The sequence below is a fragment of the Planctobacterium sp. AWM4_229 genome, from assembly GCF_056160305.1.
The window spans coordinates 295085-317414 of the sequence record NZ_JBSWWX010000007.1 but is presented as its reverse complement, the minus strand read 5'-3'; the positions used below and the strand labels follow the sequence as shown (position 1 = coordinate 317414).

The window sequence follows — 22330 nt, the reverse complement described above, 5'->3', positions numbered from 1 at the left end:
AATCGGAGAGTAAAATATGTTTGAATTGATGGATAGCCACAACGAAGAAGCGGTCATCAAAGTCATAGGTGTCGGCGGCGGTGGCAACAACGCTGTTGAGCACATGGTGTCACAGTCTATTGAAGGCGTAGAGTTTATTGCCATCAATACTGATGCCCAGGTCTTAAGAAATTCCAGTGCTAATTTAACCTTACAAATTGGCTCTAATGTAACCAAAGGTCTTGGTGCCGGAGCAAATCCGGAAATGGGCCAAAAAGCGGCTGAAGAAGATCGCGAAACCATCAAGCAGGCGATTGAAGGCGCTGATATGGTATTTATTACTGCTGGTATGGGCGGTGGTACCGGAACTGGAGCCGCGCCAGAAGTGGCCAAAATTGCTAAAGAAATGGGTATTTTAACGGTTGCGGTTGTAACTAAACCCTTCCCGTTTGAAGGTAAGAAGCGTAGCACTATTGCTGATGGTGGTATGGAAGAGCTTGCTAAGCACGTTGATTCTCTAATCACCATCCCTAATGAAAAATTATTGAAAGTGATGGGGCGTGGTACTCCACTGTTACAAGCCTTCAGTGCAGCCAACGATGTGTTGCGTGGCGCGGTGCAGGGCATTGCAGAACTGATTACTCGTCCAGGCCTGATCAACGTCGACTTTGCAGACGTTAGAACGGTTATGTCGGAAATGGGTACGGCCATGATGGGCAGTGGTGTCGCTCGCGGTGAAGATCGCGCCGAAGAGGCTGCAGAATCTGCTATCGCTTGTCCGTTATTGGAAGACATCGATTTGTCAGGTGCCCGCGGTATTCTGGTAAATATTACCGCTGGTCCTGATTTTGCCATCGACGAGTTTGAAACTGTGGGTAATGCCGTTAAAGCCTTTGCTTCCGAAAATGCCACAGTTGTTGTGGGAACAGTTATTGATATGGACCTGGCGGATGAACTGCGTGTTACAGTCGTAGCCACTGGTATTGGCGCTGAGAAAAAGCCTGAGATTTCGATAGTTTCCAACAGAAGTACCCGCGTAAACGCCGAGGCTTCTGAATTTAAATTACAAGCCAATGGAACTGATTCCATTGTACCGATGTCTGAGACTGGAAAGGTAAGCACAATCACGGAAGAAAAAGTGGATAGCGGCGATCTGGAGTATCTTGATATTCCAGCATTTTTGCGCAAACAAGCTGATTAATTCGCGATTGCATTGCATTTTGGCTGCAAATTGTAGTTTTATTACATTTATTTGACTTTGTGGTCAATTAAAGGGTAAACTGCGCGCCGCTTTTTTGCATATTGCTTAAATTATATACAAGGTTGGGCATGATTAAACAACGTACAATCAAACAAGCTGTATCGGCGACTGGTATCGGTCTGCACAAAGGGGAGAAGGTGACGATGACTCTCCGTCCTGCTCCTGCTAACTTTGGTGTGGTATACAGACGTATTGATCTTGAACCCTATGTGGATATTCCCGCTAAGGCGAATGCCGTTGGGGACACTATGCTTTGTACTTGTTTAAGCAATGACGAAGGCCACAGCATTTCCACCATTGAGCATTTGTCTTCTGCACTTGCTGGATTGGGCGTTGATAACCTGATTGTTGAAGTCAACAGCAATGAGTTACCAATAATGGATGGCAGTGCCAGCCCGTTTATCTTTTTATTGCAATCTGCCGGTATTGAAGAACAAAGTGCTGCCAAGCGTTTTATTAAAGTACGCAAAAAGATCCGTGTTGAAGACGGAGACAAATGGGCTGAGTTTCTACCTTATGATGGTTTCCGTGTGGACTTCACCATCGATTTTGAACACCCTGTGATCAAACAAACCAACCAAAGGATGGTGATGGACTTCAGCAGTGAATCTTACATTGATGATGTCAGCCGTGCGCGCACCTTTGGTTTTATGAAAGATCTTGAGTTCATGCATGCCAACAATCTGGCGCTAGGTGGTAGCATGGAAAATGCCGTTGCACTTGATGAATATCGGGTGCTTAATCAAGAAGGTTTGCGCTACAAAGACGAATTTGTAAAACATAAGATTCTTGATGCGGTAGGTGACCTTTATCTCGGCGGTCATAGCATTATCGGTGAGCTTCGCGCATACAAATCTGGCCACGGTTTGAACAACAAATTGCTGAATGCTCTATTGCAAAAGACCGACGCTTGGGAATATATCAGTTACGAATCTGGCCAGGACATGCCAATTAAGTATGCAGCGCCAGGGTTGTCTTACTCCTAAAAAATCGACATTTTATTTAAGAGCCACCTATAGGGTGGCTTTTTTAGTTATCATAAGAATATTCAATATTTGCAGCATACGGTCGATGCTATAAATGGATAAAGCAATAACGCTGTCGATTGGGATATCGTTGGCAGTTTCATAAGATTGACTTATCATTAATGTGTGTTTATCTTTCTTGCTTCTTGAGCGCCTTAACCAAAGGCACAAAACGAGAAAACGAGCACCTTTATTGACTTTCCGGAAAGCTACCAGACGATTATGAGTCTTACAATTTTATACAGAAGTCGGAAAATTAAGCTGATTAAAACGGTTTCCCTGCGCAAGTTGGGCATTGCCGGGCTTTTTGGTGGGCTCGTTTTGGCTGCGGTACTGGTTTCAGAAGAAGAGACGGATCTGCGTTTTGCAGAGCGCGTCGCCGTCACTCAGACGGGGTTGATTGAGCAGCAGCAAGAATTATCTGAATTGCGTAAAACAACCGAGCAAAAACTGGCGGGTATGATGTTGAAGTTGGGAGAGATGCAAAGTGAACTGCAGCGCCTCAATGCCTTAGGCGAACGCCTTGCCGAAGAGTCAGATTTGTACGTTGAAGAATTTCAATTCGGACAACCCTTGCCCATTGGTGGACCCAGTCATGATGTGGTTATGCCGACGGTTGACTCATCTTTAGAAGTGCTTAGCCAAATTGATTCAATGATGGCTCAGTTGAAAAATAAATCGCAACAGCTACAAGCTCTTGAATCTGTGCTAATGCAACACCATATACAAAATGAGAGCTTCATATCTGGTCGGCCAATAGAGTCAGGATGGTTGTCTTCGTATTATGGCATGCGCAAAGATCCGTTTTCTGGATTGCCAGCGATGCATAAAGGTATTGATTTTGCGGGTGCGGAAGGCGCGCCAGTGAAAGCTACCGGGGCGGGGATGGTTGTTTGGGCAGGTCCGAGATACGGTTACGGAAATCTGGTGGAAATTGACCATGGCGATGGTTTAGTGACTCGCTACGGGCATAATAAAAAAATCCATGTTAAAATCGGCGACGTTGTCACCAAAGGGCAAAAGATTGCTGATATGGGACAAACAGGTCGCGCAACTGGCGCTCACGTCCATTATGAGGTGCTGAAAAACGGCAATCAGAAGGACCCGCTGCAATTCGTCTATCGCAAAGCAGCAAATTGACGGCCCGAAAGGGCAAATCAAAATAAAGGTTTTTAACAATCGGCTCACAGAGCCGATTGTTTTTATCAAGTATTGAATAAAAGTAATGGACGTCTAAATTAGGGCTCCGGATCAGGAAATAAGAGTTAATGTTTGCAAATATCCTCACCAAAGTTTTTGGCAGCCGCAACGACAGAACGCTAAAAAAATTAAATAAAATCGTTTCTCAAATTAATGCTTATGAACTGGAGTTTGAAGGCTTATCCGAGACGCAAATCAAAGACAAAACCCAAGAGTTCAAAACTCGCCTGAGTGAGGGAGCCAGCTTAGATGAGCTTTTGCCTGAAGCATTTGCTTTGGTGCGGGAAGCCAGTAAGCGCGTCTATGGTATGCGTCACTTTGACGTGCAGATGCTGGGCGGTATGGTGCTCGATCAAGGTAAAATTGCTGAAATGCGTACCGGTGAAGGTAAAACCCTTACGGCGACATTGCCCTCTTATCTGAATGCCCTGTCTGGCAAAGGTGTGCACATCATTACCGTAAACGATTATCTGGCACGTCGTGATGCTGAAGGTAATCGTCCATTATTCGAGTTCTTGGGACTGACAGTTGGTTGTAACGTGCCGGGTATGGGCCATGCAGAAAAGAAAGAGGCCTACGCGGCGGATATCACTTACGGTACCAACAATGAGTTTGGTTTTGACTATCTGCGCGACAACATGGCCTTCAGCCCAGAAGAGCGTGTCCAACGTCCACTGAACTTTGCCGTAATCGATGAAGTGGATTCGATTTTGATTGATGAAGCTCGAACGCCGTTAATCATTTCTGGTCCGGCAGAGGACAGTTCAGAGCTTTATCGTCGCATCAATACCATCATTCCTGAGTTGATACAGCAGGAAAAAGAAGATGAAGAAGGACAGGAAGGCGACGGTGATTTCACTATTGATGAAAAATCAAAGCAAGTTCATCTAACAGAGCGTGGTCAGGTTCACATTGAAGAAATCCTGCATCGAATTGGTATTTTGCCGGAAGACGAGTCTTTGTATGGCGCCACTAATATTTCTTTGTTACACCACGTCAATGCTGCGCTTCGTGCCCATAAGTTATTCCAGAAAGACGTCGATTACATTGTTAAAGATAACGAAATAATCATCGTTGATGAGCACACTGGCCGTACCATGGAAGGCCGTCGTTGGTCAGATGGTTTACACCAGGCGGTTGAAGCCAAAGAAGGCGTTAAAATTCAAAATGAAAACCAGACCCTGGCTTCAATCACTTTCCAGAACTACTTCCGTTTATACAACAAGTTATCCGGTATGACGGGTACTGCAGATACGGAAGCGTTTGAGTTTAACCATATTTATGGTTTGGATACCGTGGTTATTCCCACGAATAAGCCAATGATCCGTAAGGATATGGCTGATTTGATCTACATGACAGCGGAAGAAAAATACGAAGCTATCGTAGAAGATATCAAAGATTGTGTTAAACGCGGTCAGCCTGCTTTGGTGGGGACGGTTTCCATTGAAAACTCAGAGCTGTTATCGCGTATTCTTAAGAAAGAAAAAATTCCTCATAAAGTACTGAACGCCAAGTTTCACGCACAGGAAGCCGAAATCGTCGCTCAAGCGGGTAAACCCGGCGCCATTACAATTGCCACTAACATGGCCGGTCGTGGTACCGACATTGTGCTGGGTGGTAACTGGCAAGCCGAGATTGCTGCCATCAACGATCCAAAACCTGCGAAAGTGGAAAAGATTAAAGCGGAATGGAAAGAACTACACGCTAAAGTTCTGGAGGCCGGAGGCCTACATATCATAGGTACCGAGCGTCACGAATCTCGCCGTATAGATAACCAGCTGCGTGGACGTTCTGGTCGTCAGGGCGATCCTGGATCATCGCGTTTCTATTTGTCACTGGAAGATCCTTTGATGCGTATCTTTGCTTCAGACCGCATGGCTGGAATGATGAAGCGCTTAGGTATGGAGCGCGGAGAGGCGATTGAACACCCTTGGGTGACCAAAGCTATCGAAAATGCTCAGCGCAAAGTTGAAGGGCGTAACTTCGACATTCGTAAGCAGTTGCTGGAATTCGATGACGTGGCCAACGACCAACGTAAAGTTATCTACGAGCAGCGCAACGAGTTGTTGGACGAAGGTGATATTAAAGAAACTATTGAGGTTATCCGCAATGATGTTGTTGATGATACCATCAGCCAATACATTCCACCGCAGAGCCTGGAAGAGATGTGGGATGTACCGGGTCTTGAGGAGCGTCTGAAAGCGGATTATTTGATAGACCTGCCTATTGCTAAATGGTTGGAAGACGACGATAAGCTTTACGAAGAGTCACTCAGAGAGAAAATTCACCAGGCTATTGATGCGGCTTACGCAGAAAAAGAAGAGCAGGTGGGGGCTTCAGTATTACGTCACTTTGAAAAGGCCATCATGCTGCAGAATTTGGATAGCCATTGGAAAGAGCACCTGGCGGCGATGGATCATTTGCGTCAGGGTATTCACTTGCGTGGCTATGCTCAGAAAAACCCCAAGCAGGAATACAAGCGTGAGTCCTTCGAGTTATTCAGCGAAATGTTGGAGTCACTGAAGGTTGATGTGATCAGCATCTTGAGCAAAGTGCAAGTACGCGCTCAATCTGATGTAGATGCGGTAGAAGAAAAACGTCGCCAGCAAGAACAAGCTGCACCGAAAAACTTTGAGCATGAATCACCTAATCAGGCAGAGGATCAAGGCCAACAAGCTGCGCGCAGGCAGCCCAAAGTGGGGCGTAACGATCCTTGCCCTTGTGGTTCAGGTAAAAAGTATAAGCAATGCCACGGTAAGTTAAGCTGATATGACCAAAATCGTTGAAGTTGCTGTTGGCGTAATAATGCGGGATAAGGAAGTATTCCTGACCCGCAGAGCCAGCGAAGCTCATCAGGGCGGCAAATGGGAATTCCCCGGCGGTAAACGCGAGCTCAACGAATCCATGCCTGAAGCACTTGCCAGAGAGCTTCAGGAAGAAGTGGGCATTGAAGTACTTGCTTCAACGCCTCTTATTCAAATCAGCCATGATTATGGTGATAAAAAAGTACTACTAGACGTTTATCTGGTGGTGCAGTTTAATAACGAGCCTGAATCCAAAGAAGGCTTAGAATTTCGCTGGGTGCCGATTCAACAACTACCTGGCGTAGAGTTCCCAGAGGCAAATGCTGCAATCGTCGAGAAGTTATTGGGCTTCTCCTAATCCAAAACGCTTATTTGCTGGCTGGTGCATTTTCCCATTGCCGTTACCACATTGGCAAAATGCCTATTGACTTCAAGCCATACTGCGTTGGAAGACAATACGGTAGGGGACAATTCGTGCCTTGCTTATGCTGCTCAATGGCGGTTAATATTTTTTCTAATGCATTGCGGATCCCTGTTAACTGTGAGAGTGTTTAGCATTGCAACAAAATTTCCTCCAATATTCTATTCCTAGGAGTTTAACGACCAGAAGTCCGGCTAGCAGGAAGTTTTTTTCGGTAATTGAGCGAATTTAGTCATGATAAAAATTTGGATACCCCTCGTTATAACTCTGTTGAGTACCTTTCAAGTAGCAAGTAGTGAATCACAAGATTTTGCGCTGCTGAATGAAGCACACGAATACATGAAACCGAATAAGTATACAGGCATTGATTCGATGCTCGTTTATCGCAAGGGACAGTTAGTACGAGAGCATTATTACGGGGTGTTTACAGCGGAAATGCAACATCGAACGCACTCCACATTTAAAAGTATTTCTACTCTCATAACGCTAATCGCAATAGACCAAGGATTGTTGACTTATGATGAACCGATTATACCTTTGCTTGAACGATTTCGAAAACTCAAAGATCCTGATCTTAGAAAACAAAAAATTACCCTTATTCATCTGTTAAATATGACCTCGGGACTGAACTGTGATGAATCTCCAGGCTCGAAAGGCCCGAATCATGAGTTTGGTATCGATGAAGGTAAAGCGCCTTTAGCGTATGCAATGGAAATTGAAATGGCTGAGGTACCCGGAACAAAGTTTCAGTATTGCAATGCCAATAGTTTTTTATTGACGGCGTCTGTTTCTTCGGCTTTGGTTAGAGCAAACCGTGAGAATATTTTTGAATTTTCTGATAAGTATCTAATGCAGCCGCTTGGTATTACAAACTACCGTTTCACTAAAAGTTATAGCGGTCAATTTCTCAATGGACAAGGTAATGCCTATTTTCTACCGAGAGATTTGTCGAAGTTTGGTCTGTTATTGATGAATGGCGGTGACTGGCATGGAAAAAGGATCATATCAAAATATGCAATCAATCAGCTTTTTCAATCAGGTAGTCAAATTAATTGGTCTTTTATTGATTTAGTAGAAGGATTACCTAAGACTGTTACTACCTATTCGAATCAATGGTATACGTCTAAATTTCAAATGAATAAGCAGACATTGGAAGTCATTCATTCTTGGGGTAATGGAGGACAATTTATTTTTGTGGTTCCTTCATTGGAGTCTGTCATTGTTTTTACCGGTAGCAACCAAGGGAACTTCACCAAACAAAAACAGCCTTTTGATATTTTGCATAAATATGTTTTACCTGAACTAATTATTCAAAAAGAGAAAAATTGAAACTAAGGATTTGCACAATTAAGTGAATTATCAGAAGTCGACTTCCCCGAAGCAAACAGTGCTATTGTCAATAAGCTTTTAGCTGTGTAATACAAAGACTCTTTCTTTATCCATTCTGCGCACTACACCATTTTCTAATGATAAATCAATGATTTTATTTTCATTTTAAGGGAATAAAAAGAACCTTTTTTTTGCGTCTGATAAAAGCAGGGGGTAGTCCCTTAACGTTTTACCTCAATTAATATTTTTGCATGGAGAGCATCTGATATGTTTAGACATATATTTATTTTCGTTGTCTTTATTCTTTCCGCTTGTGGTGGTGGCGACAATATCACCAGTGATCCAGAACTATTTGATCCGCCGCCAGATACTGTTGTCGATGCTGGCGATTTACTCTTCGTGGAAGCGACACAAAGAGGCTTTACTGAGCTCGATAGCATCCTGGATACTTCGCTTAGTGATTTCAGGCTCAACCCACAGCCTGATTATTTCGAAGTAAGAGTTTACACACCGAGTAATGCCGAAACAGAAGATGCCAGTGATTTTGAGGTGGCTCATGAGTTTGATGCCGCAATTAAAGCTCAGCTTGAAGAAGCGGCAATGTTGGCCTTACAAGAGGTTAACAGTGAAGATGGCTATACCGTTGGTTGTTATCCTATTTTTTGTAATGTATACATTGCTTCACTTTACGGTGAGACAGCCACAATCGTCGACAACCACCTGGACCTATTGAGTTTTTTGGGGGAGATTGACAGGCCAGCTGAACTGCATTTTATTTTTAACTCCCTCGAGACAGCTCACTACTATCGCAAAGTAGAAAACGGCTATGAAGTACTCACGCAATGGATAGACTGCAATGGTCGCAACGGTGTGAATCTGCAGCACGTAGATGAATTTGGTAACGTGACATTGCTTGAGGAATTATTGAATCAATCAGTCAATATGGTGTGCTGATTTTTAAGTTTGGGCTTGTAATTATAATCGAAATTGAAGAAAGGAAAGCTTAAAGAGGATATGTGCGACTTGTGTCGCACATGACTGTTTGCTAAAGTGCGACATCTGTCACACTTTAGGTGATTTATGAAACCCAACTCCACAGAACTCACTATTCTCAAATTATTGTGGCAGAGCCAGCCCAGAACCGGGAAAGCTATCCATGATGGCCTTAGTCATCGATTTGGATGGGGCTATTCCTCCACGCGCAAGACATTGGAGCGAATGAGCGCTAAAGGTTTGCTGTCAGAAGAAATGCAAGGCAATAAAAAGATCTATCGCGCCAAACTGGAAAAAATGCCCACGTTGGCTCTTTTGGCTCAAGATTTTGCCAAACAGATCATGGAGCTGGACTCGCCATTGCCTGTCGCCATGTTTGCTGACAGCAAATTAATGAGTTCTGAAGAGCTTGCTGAATTAGAGTTGCTATTGTCATCCTCCAGCAATCAAGACAATGACAATAGTGAGGCAAGTTGACATGCCTGAACTATTTATCGACGTGATTATTTGGTGGCTTTTGAGTAGTTTCTTGTTACTCATAGCGAATAAGTTAGCTCAGCGCGCTCCGCAGAATACAGCGCTTTGGTGGACCATATTGGGCTTAACGCTTGTGCCTTTTATCACCTTGCCCATCGCCTTTACTCAAGTTATGAGCATTCCTGAAATACTGTTGCTAGAGGAATTCCAATCTGCTTTTACACAAGTGGGTATGGCAACACTTACGACTGATAATGGGAGCATTTATCTGTCCCGGGCAATGACTATTCTGGTGCTCGTATATTTGTTTGTATTCACGCTAAAAATAATCCACTTTTTAAGGCTGTACCGCGCCTTGCAGCGTTTATGTCACAGCGCCATTGCAACTCAGTTGCAAGGTTTCAAGGTTTACCAATTGCCGATTAATTGTTCCCCTTTCGTTGCGGGATTATTGCGTCCCAAGATTTATGTGCCACAACAGTTTTTTGATTTTCCACAGACGGAACAACAAGTGTTGTTGTGCCATGAACTAAGCCACATTCAAAATCGAGATCATATATCAGTATTGCTGTGGCGGTTGATTACCATTGTTTGCTGGTTTAACCCTTTCATCAAACGGATGGAGAAGGGCTTTGTTCGGGCAATGGAATATCGCTGCGATCTTAGCACCATCAAAAGGCACAATATTGCCCCAGTGAATTACGCCAGAGCGTTACTCAATGGATTCAAGGTCGCATCCACTCCCTCTGCAAATGTCGTGACTTGTTTTACAGCGGGACAGTTGGATGCAAGGGACAATAAGCGTCGTTTACAGCTAATTTTGCACCCCAACAAAAATATTGGGACGCTGTTATTGTCCGCAATAATTATGGCGTTATTTACCAGTTTAACATGGGCAAATACCCTGTTTGATGAAGGTATTGCCCAAGAAGCTGATGGCAAATTAAGGTGGGCTTATCCGTTAGCCGATTTAAATGTGACCTCACCTTATGGTCACGTTTCGCGCTTGAGAAATTACCGAAAGCACGGTGGCGTGGATTTTGGCGTGCCAGAGGGAACACCGGTAACACCGGTCGCTGAAGGTATTGTGACCATTGCCGATAATTCAACACTGTCCAGTAAATACGGTAATGTTGTTTTGCTCGCCCACGATAACGGCTACCAAAGTTTGTACGCACATCTCAATGAGATAAAGGTAAAGCCAGGTATGAAGGTTTACAAAGGACAAACGATTGGCTTGGTGGGGGCTACGGGAAAAGCCACAGGACCTCATTTACACCTTGAGATATTGAAAAGCGAGCGACGTATCGATCCACTTAGTGTACTGGAGAAATAGTTGTAAGATATTTGCTCTAGTGCTGGTTTTGTTGCTGAGCCAGCATTTCCTCAATGTCTTCCGGGTCAATATTGATATTGGAAGACTGAGACAGTGGAGTGGATATGGTATGGCTTTCGTCCGCCCATTCACCTAAATCGATAAGCTGGCAGCGTTTACTACAAAAAGGGCGATGTTCATTAGTCTCAGACCACTCGATTTGAGCCTGACAGGTAGGACAATTGACTTTCATTAGGAATATACCTTGTGATGAATTTAAGTTAGCAGCAGGCTAGTTTGAAATTTATGGCTTTGTCTACCGACACCTGACCCAACTCATCGGGTTCAAACAGCATAAAACGTATCGCATAGCGATATTTGTTACCGCTTAGGGTGGGATAATAATTGCCATCTGAAGCGCAGTGAATGCGGATGAGATCATTGCGTTCATCAGCGACGCCTTGATAAAACCCTTTGACAGCTTCAACTTCTTCAAAGCGTCCGCGTTCTCGTAAGAAAGATAAGGTAATTTCGATCGCTTGCTGAATCAGGGTAAATTCGCTAATCCAGCGATCAATATCGGCGGCTATGGCCTTATCTGATTGCTTTAACCAATAGTGTAAGTTGGGTAAATCAAAACTACAGGTGGCGCCAGGAATGGAAAAGCGTTGTTTTATGGATAATAAAAATCGTTCGCCTTTCAGACCTGCACCTATCTTGGCACTACTTTTCAGCTTTGCTTTCAGCTCAAGGATGCGTTGCAAGGCAAGGTCCAGAGCTTCTTTATCGATTTTGGGGTGCTGTGCCCACAAGCGCAGATTTTTTTCGTGATTATCGATGTCTTTGAGAATATCTGTACGCATGTCTATGCGCTCCAGTAATTCAAGGAGAGTAAAGTAGCAGTCAAAAAAATGAATAAACTGCCAGTCTTCCGAGCAATCTCGCGCAGAGTGCAGTTGTTTGAATAACTGTTCCAGACGCAAATAGGTGCGCACTTTCTCATTTAATGGGAATTCGTAAACAGTATTCGACATGTAACCAGCTCAGTATGTTGTTATTCGTATTTTAGGTGAAAAACAGTCGATTGCCTAAATGCTCTGTGCAACCGCCTTATATTTGTTATGCAAGGTTTGAACCTTTGCTAACAAATGAGGTTTGTCAGTGTCATTTACAATCACGTCATCGGCAATTGCAAGGCGTTGCTCTCTGCTCGCCTGAGATTGCATTATACTTTTTATTTGTGCTTCTCCAACCCCATCTCTGCTTGCTGCCCGTTGTAGCTGAATTTCTTCTGGGCAATCTACCACTAAAATGCGGTCAGCCAGATGTTGTAGCTGGTTTTCAACCAACAATGGGATAGAAAGAAGAACATAATCGGATTTCGCCTGCTGACATTGAATTTGCATTTGTTCGCGAATGAGCGGGTGCAGTAATTCATTCAACCAGGTTTTAAGTGCAGTATCAGCAAAAACTAATTTTCGCAATTGTGCTCTATCCAGACCACCATCTTGGGACAAAATGCTATCGCCAAATTTATCTCTTATCGCACCAAGTGCTTTACTACCCGGTTGCACCACTTCACGCGCAATGACATCGGCATCAACGACTTCAATGGCAAACTGTTCATTAAAAAGGTCGGAAACCGTGGTTTTGCCCGACCCAATACCACCTGTTAAACCAACAATAAAGTTGCTCATGAGAGAATAAACTGCCAATAGTGGTTAACAATGCTTTCGCCAAAGAAGAAGGTGATGAGTCCGGCAATAGCGAGATAAGGGCCAAACGGGATGGCTTGTCCTTTTTCAGTTCTTTTGGTCAGCATCATGGCGATGCCGATAATAGCGCCTACAAAAGAAGATAATATAATGATGACAGGCAGGTAAGCGTAGCCTGTCCATGCCCCCATTGCCGCCAACAGCTTAAAGTCACCATACCCCATGCCTTCCTTACCTGTCACCAGTTTAAATACCCAATAAACACTCCAGAGACTCAGATAACCCAGCGCAGCACCTAAAATAGCTTGTTCTGTCGTAACGAAAGTACCATTAAGACTCAACAATAGTCCCAACCACATCAGGGGTAGGGTGATCTGATCCGGTAATAGCATGGTGTCCAAATCGATAAACGTCAGAGCGATGAGGCTCCACAAAAAAATCAATGCCATAAATAGTGCCAGTGTCGGGCCTAGATAAACGGCCATCGCGACACTCAGTGCCCCTGTCAATGCTTCGATAGTGGGATATCGAGCCGAAATCTTGGTTTTGCATTGGCTGCATTTAGCTTTGAGTAAAATCCAGCTTACGACGGGAATGTTTTCCCATGCTTTGATTTTGTGGCCACATTTGGGGCAGGTAGACGCCGGTACCGCAAGGTTAAATCGCTCGGTTTGAGTTGTCGCAGCAGAATGGCTCTTAATCTGGGTATCGAAATGGCTTTCGCAGGCATGCTTGAACTCTTTTTCCATCATCACCGGGAGACGATAAATCACCACATTTAAAAAGCTGCCAACGGTTAAACCGATAAATAATACAAAACCGTAAAACACCCAAGGCCAGGTGTTAAATACCAGTAACAATTGCTCCATTTAAATTCTTCTTATCTTTGCAATCAGGAATTGAAGGCAGTTTACACCACCATGCCCAGTTGGAATATAGGCAAATACATGGCAACGATTAATCCGCCAATCACCACCCCCAAAACGGCCATAATAATTGGCTCCAATAAGGATGTGAGGCCGTCTACCATGTCGTCTACTTCGCGCTCATAGATGGTAGCTATCTTACCCAGCATATCGTCAACTGAACCTGACTCCTCTCCAATTGCCACCATTTGTACTACCATGGGCGGAAAAACATTGGTAGTGCGCATAGCAATATTCATTTGCTCTCCGCCAGCGACTTCCGATTTCATGTAACGAATTGCGTCGCGGTAAACGGCGTTGCCTGCAGCACCCGCAGCCGATTCCAATGCCTCAATAAGAGGGACGCCTGCTGCAAAGGTTGTTGATAAGGTTCTGGTAAAACGGGCGATGGACGCCTTTACTAAAATGTCTCCGATAACGGGGACCTTTAACAGTTTGGCATCCAAGGTATCTCTGAGTTTTTGCGAGTTTTTGTAAGCGCGTTTAAAGAAAAACGCAAATGCCACCATACCCATAGCGATGAACGGGCCGTTGTTTTGCACAAAGTTTGAAATGTTAAGCACGAACTGGGTAAAAGCCGGAAGTTCCGCGCCAAATCCGGCAAAAATTTCCTCAAACTGCGGCACTACAAAAATCAACAAAATCGTGGTGACGATAAAGGCCACCACCACCACGGCAACCGGGTAAAACATGGCTTTTTTAATTTTTGATTTCAGCGCTTCGGCTTTTTCCTTGTAGGTGGCAATTCGGTCGTAAATGTTTTCCAGGGCACCGGATTGCTCACCGGTTTTCACCAGGTCGCAGTACAAATCATCAAAATAGTCGGGATACTTACGTAGAGAATTAGATAAGGGTTGGCCAGATTGTACTTCGTGAGTGATTTGTCCCAGCATCTTGCGCATCGGGGCTTTGTCATGCCCTTGTCCGATCATCTCCAGAGTCTGAATAAGGGTAACGCCAGCGGATAACATGGTGGCGATTTGTCGGGAAACGTTACAAATATCTAACGCTTCTATTTTAGCTCCCCCCAGCAGGGGCTTCGGCGCTTTTTTTATTTTTGTAACCGATATGCCTCGACGACGCAGTATCGATTTTGCATCATTCATGGAGTCGGCAATAAACTCCCCTTTGACCGTTTGACCTTTTTTGTTTTTCCCGGTCCAGATAAATTCGGGTTTTTCTGCTTCTTTTGCTGCCATGGTTATCGCTGTTTTTTATTTTTATCAGTTTGCCAATTGGTATTACTACAAACAAAAAAGCCCAGCTTACACCGGGCTTTTAAGAGAGAAGTTTAGCTTAGCACAGACCTGCTGCCTGACAGCCGCCGCCTTGTGTCCAGGTAATGGCGCCGCTGGATTCAACTCCAGACAGAGTATAGGTCTCAGATGCGGTGATACCACTTACTACACTTGCAGCAGGTGTTACTGTAATGGTGTAGGGGTCACCTGAGGTACCTGCTCCGCCAAATGCGATAGTGTTTACCAGTGCAGACGCGGTCCAGCCTGTTTGTACGGTTAACGTTGAGCAATCAGTAGGCGAGCCAGTTTGCACACAGACTTCCATCGCTGTTTTTGCCGGACTGGCTGCTGAGATGACTTCACTGTAAGAAGCTCTCGCAGAGTAGCTTTGGTAAGCGGGTAGGGCAATCGCTGCCAAAATACCGATAATTGCCACAACAATCATCAGTTCTATCAGTGTAAAACCTTTTTGGTTGTTTTCGACTTGATTCATTTTCTATCTCCAGTTGCGCAATTATGCGGCTTAATATTTGTAGCTTTCGTTTAAGTCAGACCAGTCATTTATCAGATTTGAAAAATTTCCAGGCTTTCCAAACTCAGTATAGAAGGCAATTCTCATTGGGCAAGTTTGCCAACCCTTCTTAAGTTTGTATCGACAAGATTAGACACAAATTTGTACTTGTAAAAGGATGTAATTTGATAACTGATTCTCAAACGACGACTTTTTGTACGAAAAACCTCCTGAACTGTGAAATTGTTCACAAAACCTTTGCGCTTTTCAGGAGGTTAGCGGGGGATGGAATTGGTCATTAGGTTAATTGCTTAACCGTAGGGAAAGGTCGATAGCCTTTATGTTCTTGGTTATGGCGCCTGAGGAAATAAAATCTACCCCTGTGTTGGCAATCTCGTGTAAACGCTCTGCTTCTACATTGCCGGACACCTCCAGTTTGCACTGTCTCTGATTTATGGCAACAGCCTGTTCCACATCTGTCAGGCTGAAGTTATCTAACATAATAATGTCAGCTCCAGCTGAGATAGCCTGTTTAAGCTCAGACAGGTTTTCCACTTCAACCTCAACCAACAAGCGGTTATCTCTTTTTCGGGCTGTTGTGATTGCCGCTGTGATGCTACCACAGCCCATGATGTGATTTTCTTTTATCAGGAATCGGTCGTATAAACCAATGCGGTGATTGGCACCACCGCCACAGGTAACCGCATATTTTTGGCCATAACGCAGTCCGGGAATAGTCTTTCGGGTGTCTAGTATTTGCGTCGTAAAACCGGCTAATAATTCAGCATAATGAGCGACTTCAGTGGCCGTTGCGGATAAGGTTTGAGCAAAATTAAGAGCGGTGCGTTCTCCGGTGAGGATCGCGCGGGTATTGCCCCTTATTTCAAACAGCGTATCACCCGCCTGGTGTGCTTGCCCATCTTGGGTATGCCAGATAATGTCGAGCTGATCGTCCAGCAATGCAAAGGTTTTTTCCACCCAGGCTTTCCCCACAAAAACACAATTCTCTTTGCAGATCACGGATGCATGAGCCATGTCGTCTTCTGCAATCAGGCTGGCTGTAACATCGTTTTTGAGCATGCTTTGAAGTTGCTGCCTGGCAACCTCTGGCGTTGGAATACCGTTTGTTAACTGTTGTATTGGAGACTCGCCGAGGTCTTGCCAAAGGCTGGTGAGCACTGACAGCGTGATCTCTGCGTTGAGTAAAGTCTGGAATTGGGTCATGGGCTTATTGCACTAAAGTTATTCTAAATGGAGCCTTTTGTTTAGACGCGGGACTGTATACAAAGCAGGGGTATCTTACAATTGCTTTTTAATTCCCAAAGTCTCTGAAAAGGTTCTATTACAATGGCCTCAGAGTTAATGTGTCACCGCGTTGGGTAAATTCTAACTGTTTTAAGACACTCATACCCAATAATATTTCCGGTCCTTGCATACCCGGATTAATATTACCGATGACATTCGTGAGCTGGATGTTACCTAATTCCAGCAAGGGAATCGTCGTGCGATAAACAGTGACTGTGCCATTGGCAGTGATACTTCTGCCGGGAGCGCCTTTTTGCAAGCCTAGTTTTTCTGCCACTGTCACTGGAATGGATACGTTAGTGGCGCCGGTATCCACTAAAAATACAACTTCTCGACCGTTGATCTTGCCGCTGGACACGTAATGACCATAGCGGTTGCGTTTTAACACCACAGTCGGCTTACCGTTTTCAAAACGGCTCTCAGGTTTATCATTCGGGTTGAATTGTGCCAGCAGAGAGTCCTCGAACAGGACACTGATTAAAGCCAGTCCAATTAGCCAGGCCAAAATAAACATGCCCGTGCCTAATCGCGATGTGGTTTTTTGTTCAGCTGACAAAAGAGGCTCCGAAAGAGTAAAAAAGCCAATAAAAACTAACACTGCTGGCGCAAAATTCCAAAAGAATCATGCAATAATAGGTTTAAACAAAGAATCGGGATGAATCATTGGATATCAACAACGGGTGGTTGCAACAGGCTGAAAAGTGCAAAACCACTCATTGCGATCAGAGACCTGAAGGCGAGAGCCCCTCGTTGCTGGTTATACACAATATTAGTTTGCCGCCGGGACAATTTGGTCAGGGTTACGTGCAGCCTTTTTTCATGGGCCGGTTAAATCCTGAGGAGCATGAGTTTTTCAAAGAGATTTATAAAATGCGGGTTTCTGCTCATTGCTTGATTGAACGCACAGGTGTGATCACTCAGTTTGTCAATTTTGATGAAAGAGCATGGCATGCAGGAGTGTCCGTATTTCAAGGTATCCCTCGCTGCAATGATTTTAGCATCGGCATAGAGCTAGAAGGGGCTGATAATGAGCCTTACGAAGATGCTCAGTACAAAGCACTTATCGCCATGACAAAATGTTTAATGGTCCAATATCCAGGCATTAACTTAGGGCGTATAGTAGGGCACAATGATATTGCCCATGGCAGAAAAACCGATCCCGGCGAAGCCTTCGATTGGTGCCGCTATCGCCAAGCGCTTTAACTACAATAAGAGAACTTACATGACCTTGATCAGCTTGTTACTTGTCATTGCACTGGAAAGATTGACGACCAAGTCGAACGTCTGGCGCAGCGAAACGTATATGTTGCCTTATCTCGATTTTTTGCGCTCAAAAGGCTGGTTATATACCGCAAATGCCTGGCAAATATACCTCGCCGTCGCCATGCCCACGCTGGTGATGTGGTGGCTTTTTTTGAACCTGGAAAGCAGTCTGTTAACACTATTGTTAAACCTGGTGGTGTTATTTATTGCGGTTGGCTGTCCTCATATTCGTGCCAAGTTCAAAGGATATCTGCAAGCCTCCAATCGCGGCGATTTTGCCGCTCGAGATTTATACGCTGAGGAACTGAAGTTTCAGCCGTCATCTGACACCTCATTCGGACAGCACATGGTGTGGATAAACTTTCGCTATTATTTTGCCATTGCATTCTGGTTCTTAATTCTGGGTGGCACGGGGGCGGTGATGTATCTCACGGCAAGGCTGGTGGAAAGCCAGGCGCCAGATGAGTCACAACGCAAAGTGGCAGCCAGAGTCATGGCGATTTTAGATTGGGTACCGGCGCGCATTGCTGCTTGCGGTTTTTTATTGGTGGGGCATTTTACCCAAGGTGTGAAGTCCTTCAGCAGTTATTTATTTGATTTAACTATCAGTGCCCGCGACATAGTGACACAGGTAGCCAAGTCCAGTGAAGAGGTGGAACCCGATACCATGGATTGCACAGAAGAGCCTTGCACGCTTTTGCGACTTGCTAAGCGAAATATGATGCTTTTGTTGGCAGTAACCGCTGTTTTAACCCTTGGCGGGTGGATAAATTAGCCTAAAAAAGGCTTGCATATCGAGGTCAGACCAGCGCTGACTATATTGAAAAAGGCCACGGTTTACGTGGCCTTTTTGCTATTTAGCGACTACAACTTAGTTATCCGAAAACCCGATGGGCTTTACCTGAGCAAGCAGATTCGATATCCTTCAAAAATTGGTAAGACCAATTTACCTTTTCGTAAAGTGGTAAACGCTGGCGAAAAAGACTGGTTGAATAGTTTCAACTCAACAGATACAGATGCAAAAAATACAAAATAAAAAATTGTCTGACATTATTGTTGAACGATTGGAAGCCATGTTGTTGGAAGGACAATTTCTGGCTGGTCAAAAATTGCCACCGGAAAGACAGCTTGCTGAGCAGTTTAATGTTTCCAGACCTTCACTGCGCGAAGCCATACAGAAGCTGGAAGCCAAAGGATTACTGCTGCGCAAACAAGGTGGTGGTACCTGGGTGAGCGATAAGCTCGCACCTAAGGTGACTGATCCTTTAATGCAGTTAATCGCTACCTATCCAGAGAGTCAGTTTGACTTGCTGGAATTTCGTCACGCTCTGGAGGGTATGGCCGCTTATTACGCGGCATTGCGTGGTGATGAAGGGGACTTTATGGCCCTGAATCAAGCGCTAACCCGAACTGAGGTGGCCTACAAGGAAGACTGTGTTGAACAACAGGCTGAGTCGCTGGTGGAGTTTTATCTCTGCATGGCGAAAGGCTCTCATAATGTAGTTTTGCTGCACATCATGGGTAACTTGCTGGATGTGTTAAAGGACAACATTGAAGGTAACCTGGCGTTGTTGCGCAAGCGACCCGAGGCCTATCGACAGATCCATCAACAGCGCAAACAGATTGTGGCTGCGATAGTGTCGGGGAATCCAGAATTGGCGCGTCAGGCCAGTAATGAGCATCTGGCATTTATAGAAAAAACCCTTCTGGAAATTAATTCAGAAGACTCTCAAATGCAGCGTGCATTGCGACGCATTGAGGTGGGGAGTGAACACTCCCATTAAAATTCGGGATGAGTCGCAGCGCGATTCGTCCCTTTTACTATGGTAGCTTCTGGTTTTGTACCGGAATCTAAAGGTTAAAACGACAAATATAGGAACACAGCATGGCTGATACGATGCAACCAGACTTGGATCCACAAGAAACGCAAGAATGGTTAGAAGCACTCAATGCAGTACTGGAAGAAGAGGGCGCCGACCGCGCTCACTTCCTGCTGGAATCTTTGATCGATAAAGCACGTCGCAGTGGCGTTCATTTACCACACAAATCCACAACCGCTTATATCAACTCTATTCCGGCCGGACAAGAGCCAACGATGCCGGGTGATCAAACCATCGAAGCTAAGATCCGCAACGTGATCCGCTGGAATGCCATGATGATGGTATTGCGCGGCTCCAAAAAAGATTTGGAATTAGGTGGCCATATCTCCAGTTTCCAATCTTCGGCCATGCTTTATGATGTGGGTTTTAACCATTTCTTCCGCGCTCCGGGCGAAAATGGTGGTGGCGATTATTTGTTTGTGCAAGGTCACTCGGCGCCTGGTATCTATTCACGTTCCTATATTGAAGGGCGTTTAACCGAAGAGCAGCTGAATAACTTCCGCCAGGAAGCCAACGGCGAAGGTTTATCCTCGTATCCACACCCGAAATTGATGCCTGATTTCTGGCAATTCCCGACGGTATCGATGGGCCTGGGCCCAATGCAAGCCATTTATCTGGCACGCTTTTTACAGTACCTCACTGACCGAGGCTTAAAAGATTGCTCGGATCAGCGGGTTTGGTGTTTCATGGGTGACGGTGAAGTGGATGAGCCAGAATCCTTGGGTGCTATCGGCCTGGCTGCTCGTGAAGGTCTGGACAATCTGACCTTTGTTATCAACTGTAACCTGCAGCGTCTTGATGGTCCGGTACGTGGTAACGGCAAGATCATCCAGGAGCTTGAGGGTACATTCCGCGGTGCGGGTTGGGAAGTGATCAAGGTTATCTGGGGACGTTATTGGGACCCATTATTGGCTCGCGATACTTCCGGTAAACTGATGGATCTGATGATGGAAACCGTTGACGGTGAATATCAGAACTTTAAAGCCAAAGGCGGTGCATACACCCGTGAGAAGTTCTTTGGCAAATACCCAGAGCTGAAAGAGATGGTAGCCAACATGTCTGATGATGACATCTGGCGTCTGAACCGTGGTGGTCACGATCCGGTTAAAGTTTACGCGGCCTATGACAAAGCCACTAAAACCAAAGGTCGTCCGCAGGTTATCCTGGCGAAAACCGTAAAAGGTTATGGCATGGGTACTGCGGGTGAAGGCAAGAACATCGCCCACAATGTTAAGAAGATGGATACCGCGGCAATCAAAGAGTACCGCGACCGCTTTAATATCCCGGTAGCGGATGAAAAGCTGGCGGACTTGCCTTATTACAAGTTTGATGAAGACAGTGAAGAGATGCGCTATTTAAGAGCCCGTCGTGAGTCTCTGAACGGCTATATGCCCAAGCGTCTACCGCAAAGTTCTGAAACCCTGGAAGCGCCACCGCTAAGCGCCTTTGACGCGGTATTGAAAGGCTCTAATGGTCGTGAAATTTCCACCACGATGGCATTTGTACGCGTACTGACTGCCATGCTGAAAGACAAAAAAGTCGGCAAGCGCGTAGTCCCTATCATTCCGGATGAAGCCCGTACCTTTGGTATGGAAGGTTTATTCCGTCAAGTGGGTATTTATGCCCATGAAGGACAAAAATACGAGCCGCAAGATTCTGATCAGGTAGCCTACTATCGCGAAGACAAAAAAGGTCAGGTACTGCAAGAAGGGATTAACGAGTTAGGCTCAATGGCATCCTGGTTGGCAGCAGGTACATCCTACTCTGTTAACGATCTACCCATGATCCCGGTGTACATCTATTACTCGATGTTTGGTTTCCAGCGTATTGGCGACCTGGCTTGGGCCGCTGGTGATTCACAAGCACGTGGTTTCCTTGTAGGTGGTACGGCAGGTCGTACAACCCTGAACGGTGAAGGTTTGCAGCATCAGGATGGTCATTCCCATGTTCAGGCCAACACCATTCCAAATTGTATTACATACGATCCCACCTATGGTTATGAAGTGGCGGTTGTGGTGCAGGACGGTATGCGTCGCATGTTCCAGGAACAGGAAAACGTGTTCTACTACATCACGGTAATGAACGAAAACTATGTTCAACCAGCCATGCCTGACGGTGTTGAAGAAGGTATCGTAAAGGGTATTTACAAGCTGGATACCGTGGAAGCCAAGAAATCCAAGGTGTCGGTCAAGCTGTTAGGCTGCGGTACAATTCTGGAGCAAGTGCGCGAAGCGGCGACTATGCTGGCAGAAGACTTCGGTGTGACTTCTGAAGTGTACAGTGTGACCTCATTCAACAACCTTGGTCGTGATGGTCAGGACGTTGAACGTCACAACATGCTTAATCCAACAGCGAAGGCGCAAAAAGCCTACGTTACTGAAGTACTGGAAGCTGGTGCTAACGGGCCAACTATTGCCGCAACTGACTATATGAAGTCGTTTGCCGAGCAAATTCGCGCCTACGTACCTGGGCAATACAAGGTATTGGGTACAGACGGTTTTGGTCGCTCAGACAGCCGTGCCAACTTGCGTCATCACTTTGAAGTGGACGCTAAGTTCGTGGTACTTGCGGCATTGTCTGAATTGCTGAAAGCTGGCGATATCGATGCCAAAGTGGTGACCGATGCCATCGCTAAGTTTGGTATTTCGGCCGACAAACTCAATCCGCTGTACGCGTAATTACCGGGAG

General features: G+C 45.2%; 21 protein-coding genes. 13 read left to right on the top strand and 8 right to left on the bottom strand.

Going from position 1 to position 22330, the window contains the following annotated elements:
• Positions 1-16 precede the first annotated feature (16 nt).
• The 9 genes from ftsZ (at position 17) to ACXAGP_RS17215 (ending at position 10825) form a co-directional block, all read left to right on the top strand.
• A complete protein-coding gene (gene ftsZ / locus ACXAGP_RS17255; RefSeq protein ID WP_475262799.1) occupies positions 17-1180 on the top strand; it encodes a cell division protein FtsZ in 1164 nt (387 codons plus the stop codon).
• A gap of 128 nt (positions 1181-1308) precedes the next feature.
• Positions 1309-2226: a UDP-3-O-acyl-N-acetylglucosamine deacetylase gene (lpxC, locus tag ACXAGP_RS17250; RefSeq protein ID WP_475262798.1), complete on the top strand. Its 918-nt coding sequence runs from the start codon at positions 1309-1311 to the stop codon at positions 2224-2226.
• 261 nt (positions 2227-2487) lie between these two features.
• A complete protein-coding gene (locus tag ACXAGP_RS17245) occupies positions 2488-3405 on the top strand; it encodes a peptidoglycan DD-metalloendopeptidase family protein (RefSeq protein WP_475262797.1) in 918 nt (305 codons plus the stop codon).
• A gap of 128 nt (positions 3406-3533) precedes the next feature.
• Positions 3534-6233: a preprotein translocase subunit SecA gene (secA, locus tag ACXAGP_RS17240; protein WP_475262796.1), complete on the top strand. Its 2700-nt coding sequence runs from the start codon at positions 3534-3536 to the stop codon at positions 6231-6233.
• Position 6234: 1 nt separating this feature from the next.
• The gene (mutT, locus tag ACXAGP_RS17235) at positions 6235-6627 is read left to right on the top strand and encodes an 8-oxo-dGTP diphosphatase MutT (protein WP_475262795.1); all 393 of its coding nucleotides are present in this window, start codon (positions 6235-6237) and stop codon (positions 6625-6627) included.
• Between the two features lie 297 nt (positions 6628-6924).
• Entirely contained in the window at positions 6925-8019 is a 1095-nt protein-coding gene (locus tag ACXAGP_RS17230) for a serine hydrolase domain-containing protein (protein ID WP_475262794.1), read from the top strand.
• Between the two features lie 267 nt (positions 8020-8286).
• Positions 8287-8973, top strand: a complete 687-nt coding sequence (locus ACXAGP_RS17225) for a hypothetical protein (protein ID WP_475262793.1) — start codon at positions 8287-8289, stop codon at positions 8971-8973.
• A 126-nt stretch (positions 8974-9099) separates the two neighbouring features.
• Positions 9100-9489, top strand: coding sequence for a BlaI/MecI/CopY family transcriptional regulator (locus tag ACXAGP_RS17220; RefSeq protein WP_475262792.1), 390 nt, complete (start codon positions 9100-9102; stop codon positions 9487-9489).
• 1 nt (position 9490) lies between these two features.
• Entirely contained in the window at positions 9491-10825 is a 1335-nt protein-coding gene (locus tag ACXAGP_RS17215; RefSeq protein WP_475262791.1) for a M23/M56 family metallopeptidase, read from the top strand.
• Between the two features lie 16 nt (positions 10826-10841).
• On the opposite strand, the gene yacG is transcribed toward ACXAGP_RS17215, so the two are convergent.
• From yacG to ACXAGP_RS17175, 8 genes are all read right to left on the bottom strand, one after another.
• A complete protein-coding gene (gene yacG / locus ACXAGP_RS17210; RefSeq protein WP_475262790.1) occupies positions 10842-11057 on the bottom strand; it encodes a DNA gyrase inhibitor YacG in 216 nt (71 codons plus the stop codon).
• 28 nt (positions 11058-11085) lie between these two features.
• Positions 11086-11838 carry a cell division protein ZapD gene (gene zapD, locus ACXAGP_RS17205; RefSeq protein WP_475262789.1) on the bottom strand — a complete coding sequence of 251 codons (753 nt, stop codon included), beginning with the start codon at positions 11836-11838 and terminating at the stop codon, positions 11086-11088.
• Between the two features lie 54 nt (positions 11839-11892).
• The gene (coaE, locus tag ACXAGP_RS17200; RefSeq protein ID WP_475262788.1) at positions 11893-12501 is read right to left on the bottom strand and encodes a dephospho-CoA kinase; all 609 of its coding nucleotides are present in this window, start codon (positions 12499-12501) and stop codon (positions 11893-11895) included.
• A complete protein-coding gene (locus ACXAGP_RS17195) occupies positions 12498-13388 on the bottom strand; it encodes a prepilin peptidase (RefSeq protein ID WP_475262787.1) in 891 nt (296 codons plus the stop codon). Before ACXAGP_RS17195 ends, coaE begins: the two co-directional genes overlap by 4 nt.
• Positions 13389-13429: 41 nt before the next feature.
• Positions 13430-14644: a type II secretion system F family protein gene (locus ACXAGP_RS17190; RefSeq protein ID WP_475262786.1), complete on the bottom strand. Its 1215-nt coding sequence runs from the start codon at positions 14642-14644 to the stop codon at positions 13430-13432.
• Positions 14645-14741: 97 nt separating this feature from the next.
• Positions 14742-15176, bottom strand: a complete 435-nt coding sequence (locus tag ACXAGP_RS17185) for a pilin (protein WP_475262785.1) — start codon at positions 15174-15176, stop codon at positions 14742-14744.
• A 321-nt stretch (positions 15177-15497) separates the two neighbouring features.
• Positions 15498-16418, bottom strand: coding sequence for a carboxylating nicotinate-nucleotide diphosphorylase (gene nadC, locus ACXAGP_RS17180; RefSeq protein ID WP_475262784.1), 921 nt, complete (start codon positions 16416-16418; stop codon positions 15498-15500).
• Between the two features lie 118 nt (positions 16419-16536).
• The gene (locus tag ACXAGP_RS17175; protein ID WP_475262783.1) at positions 16537-17055 is read right to left on the bottom strand and encodes a retropepsin-like aspartic protease family protein; all 519 of its coding nucleotides are present in this window, start codon (positions 17053-17055) and stop codon (positions 16537-16539) included.
• A 107-nt stretch (positions 17056-17162) separates the two neighbouring features.
• Between ACXAGP_RS17175 and ampD the strand changes: the two genes are divergently transcribed.
• The 4 genes from ampD (at position 17163) to aceE (ending at position 22320) form a co-directional block, all read left to right on the top strand.
• Positions 17163-17702: a 1,6-anhydro-N-acetylmuramyl-L-alanine amidase AmpD gene (gene ampD, locus ACXAGP_RS17170; RefSeq protein WP_475262782.1), complete on the top strand. Its 540-nt coding sequence runs from the start codon at positions 17163-17165 to the stop codon at positions 17700-17702.
• Positions 17641-18537 carry a beta-lactamase regulator AmpE gene (ampE, locus tag ACXAGP_RS17165; protein WP_475262781.1) on the top strand — a complete coding sequence of 299 codons (897 nt, stop codon included), beginning with the start codon at positions 17641-17643 and terminating at the stop codon, positions 18535-18537. The genes ampD and ampE overlap by 62 nt, the downstream gene beginning before the upstream one ends.
• A 241-nt stretch (positions 18538-18778) precedes the next feature.
• Positions 18779-19546 carry a pyruvate dehydrogenase complex transcriptional repressor PdhR gene (gene pdhR / locus ACXAGP_RS17160; RefSeq protein ID WP_338291602.1) on the top strand — a complete coding sequence of 256 codons (768 nt, stop codon included), beginning with the start codon at positions 18779-18781 and terminating at the stop codon, positions 19544-19546.
• 101 nt (positions 19547-19647) lie between these two features.
• Positions 19648-22320 (top strand): pyruvate dehydrogenase (acetyl-transferring), homodimeric type, encoded by a 2673-nt coding sequence (gene aceE, locus ACXAGP_RS17155; RefSeq protein ID WP_475262780.1) that lies wholly within the window; start codon positions 19648-19650, stop codon positions 22318-22320.
• Positions 22321-22330 lie beyond the last annotated feature (10 nt).

Bases quoted from the DNA above. Each gene is read 5' to 3' on its own strand.
- ACXAGP_RS17215 (WP_475262791.1), top strand. From the start codon at position 9,491: ATGCCTGAACTATTTATCGACGTGATTATTTGGTGGCTTTTGAGTAGT.
- ftsZ (WP_475262799.1), top strand. From the start codon at position 17: ATGTTTGAATTGATGGATAGCCACAACGAAGAAGCGGTCATCAAAGTC.
- secA (WP_475262796.1), top strand. From the start codon at position 3,534: ATGTTTGCAAATATCCTCACCAAAGTTTTTGGCAGCCGCAACGACAGA.
- mutT (WP_475262795.1), top strand. From the start codon at position 6,235: ATGACCAAAATCGTTGAAGTTGCTGTTGGCGTAATAATGCGGGATAAG.
- ACXAGP_RS17230 (WP_475262794.1), top strand. From the start codon at position 6,925: ATGATAAAAATTTGGATACCCCTCGTTATAACTCTGTTGAGTACCTTT.
- aceE (WP_475262780.1), top strand. From the start codon at position 19,648: ATGGCTGATACGATGCAACCAGACTTGGATCCACAAGAAACGCAAGAA.
- lpxC (WP_475262798.1), top strand. From the start codon at position 1,309: ATGATTAAACAACGTACAATCAAACAAGCTGTATCGGCGACTGGTATC.
- yacG (WP_475262790.1), bottom strand. From the start codon at position 11,057: ATGAAAGTCAATTGTCCTACCTGTCAGGCTCAAATCGAGTGGTCTGAG.
- ACXAGP_RS17245 (WP_475262797.1), top strand. From the start codon at position 2,488: ATGAGTCTTACAATTTTATACAGAAGTCGGAAAATTAAGCTGATTAAA.
- pdhR (WP_338291602.1), top strand. From the start codon at position 18,779: ATGCAAAAAATACAAAATAAAAAATTGTCTGACATTATTGTTGAACGA.
- zapD (WP_475262789.1), bottom strand. From the start codon at position 11,838: ATGTCGAATACTGTTTACGAATTCCCATTAAATGAGAAAGTGCGCACC.
- ampE (WP_475262781.1), top strand. From the start codon at position 17,641: ATGGCAGAAAAACCGATCCCGGCGAAGCCTTCGATTGGTGCCGCTATC.
- ACXAGP_RS17190 (WP_475262786.1), bottom strand. From the start codon at position 14,644: ATGGCAGCAAAAGAAGCAGAAAAACCCGAATTTATCTGGACCGGGAAA.
- ACXAGP_RS17220 (WP_475262792.1), top strand. From the start codon at position 9,100: ATGAAACCCAACTCCACAGAACTCACTATTCTCAAATTATTGTGGCAG.
- ACXAGP_RS17185 (WP_475262785.1), bottom strand. From the start codon at position 15,176: ATGAATCAAGTCGAAAACAACCAAAAAGGTTTTACACTGATAGAACTG.
- nadC (WP_475262784.1), bottom strand. From the start codon at position 16,418: ATGACCCAATTCCAGACTTTACTCAACGCAGAGATCACGCTGTCAGTG.
- coaE (WP_475262788.1), bottom strand. From the start codon at position 12,501: ATGAGCAACTTTATTGTTGGTTTAACAGGTGGTATTGGGTCGGGCAAA.
- ACXAGP_RS17225 (WP_475262793.1), top strand. From the start codon at position 8,287: ATGTTTAGACATATATTTATTTTCGTTGTCTTTATTCTTTCCGCTTGT.
- ACXAGP_RS17195 (WP_475262787.1), bottom strand. From the start codon at position 13,388: ATGGAGCAATTGTTACTGGTATTTAACACCTGGCCTTGGGTGTTTTAC.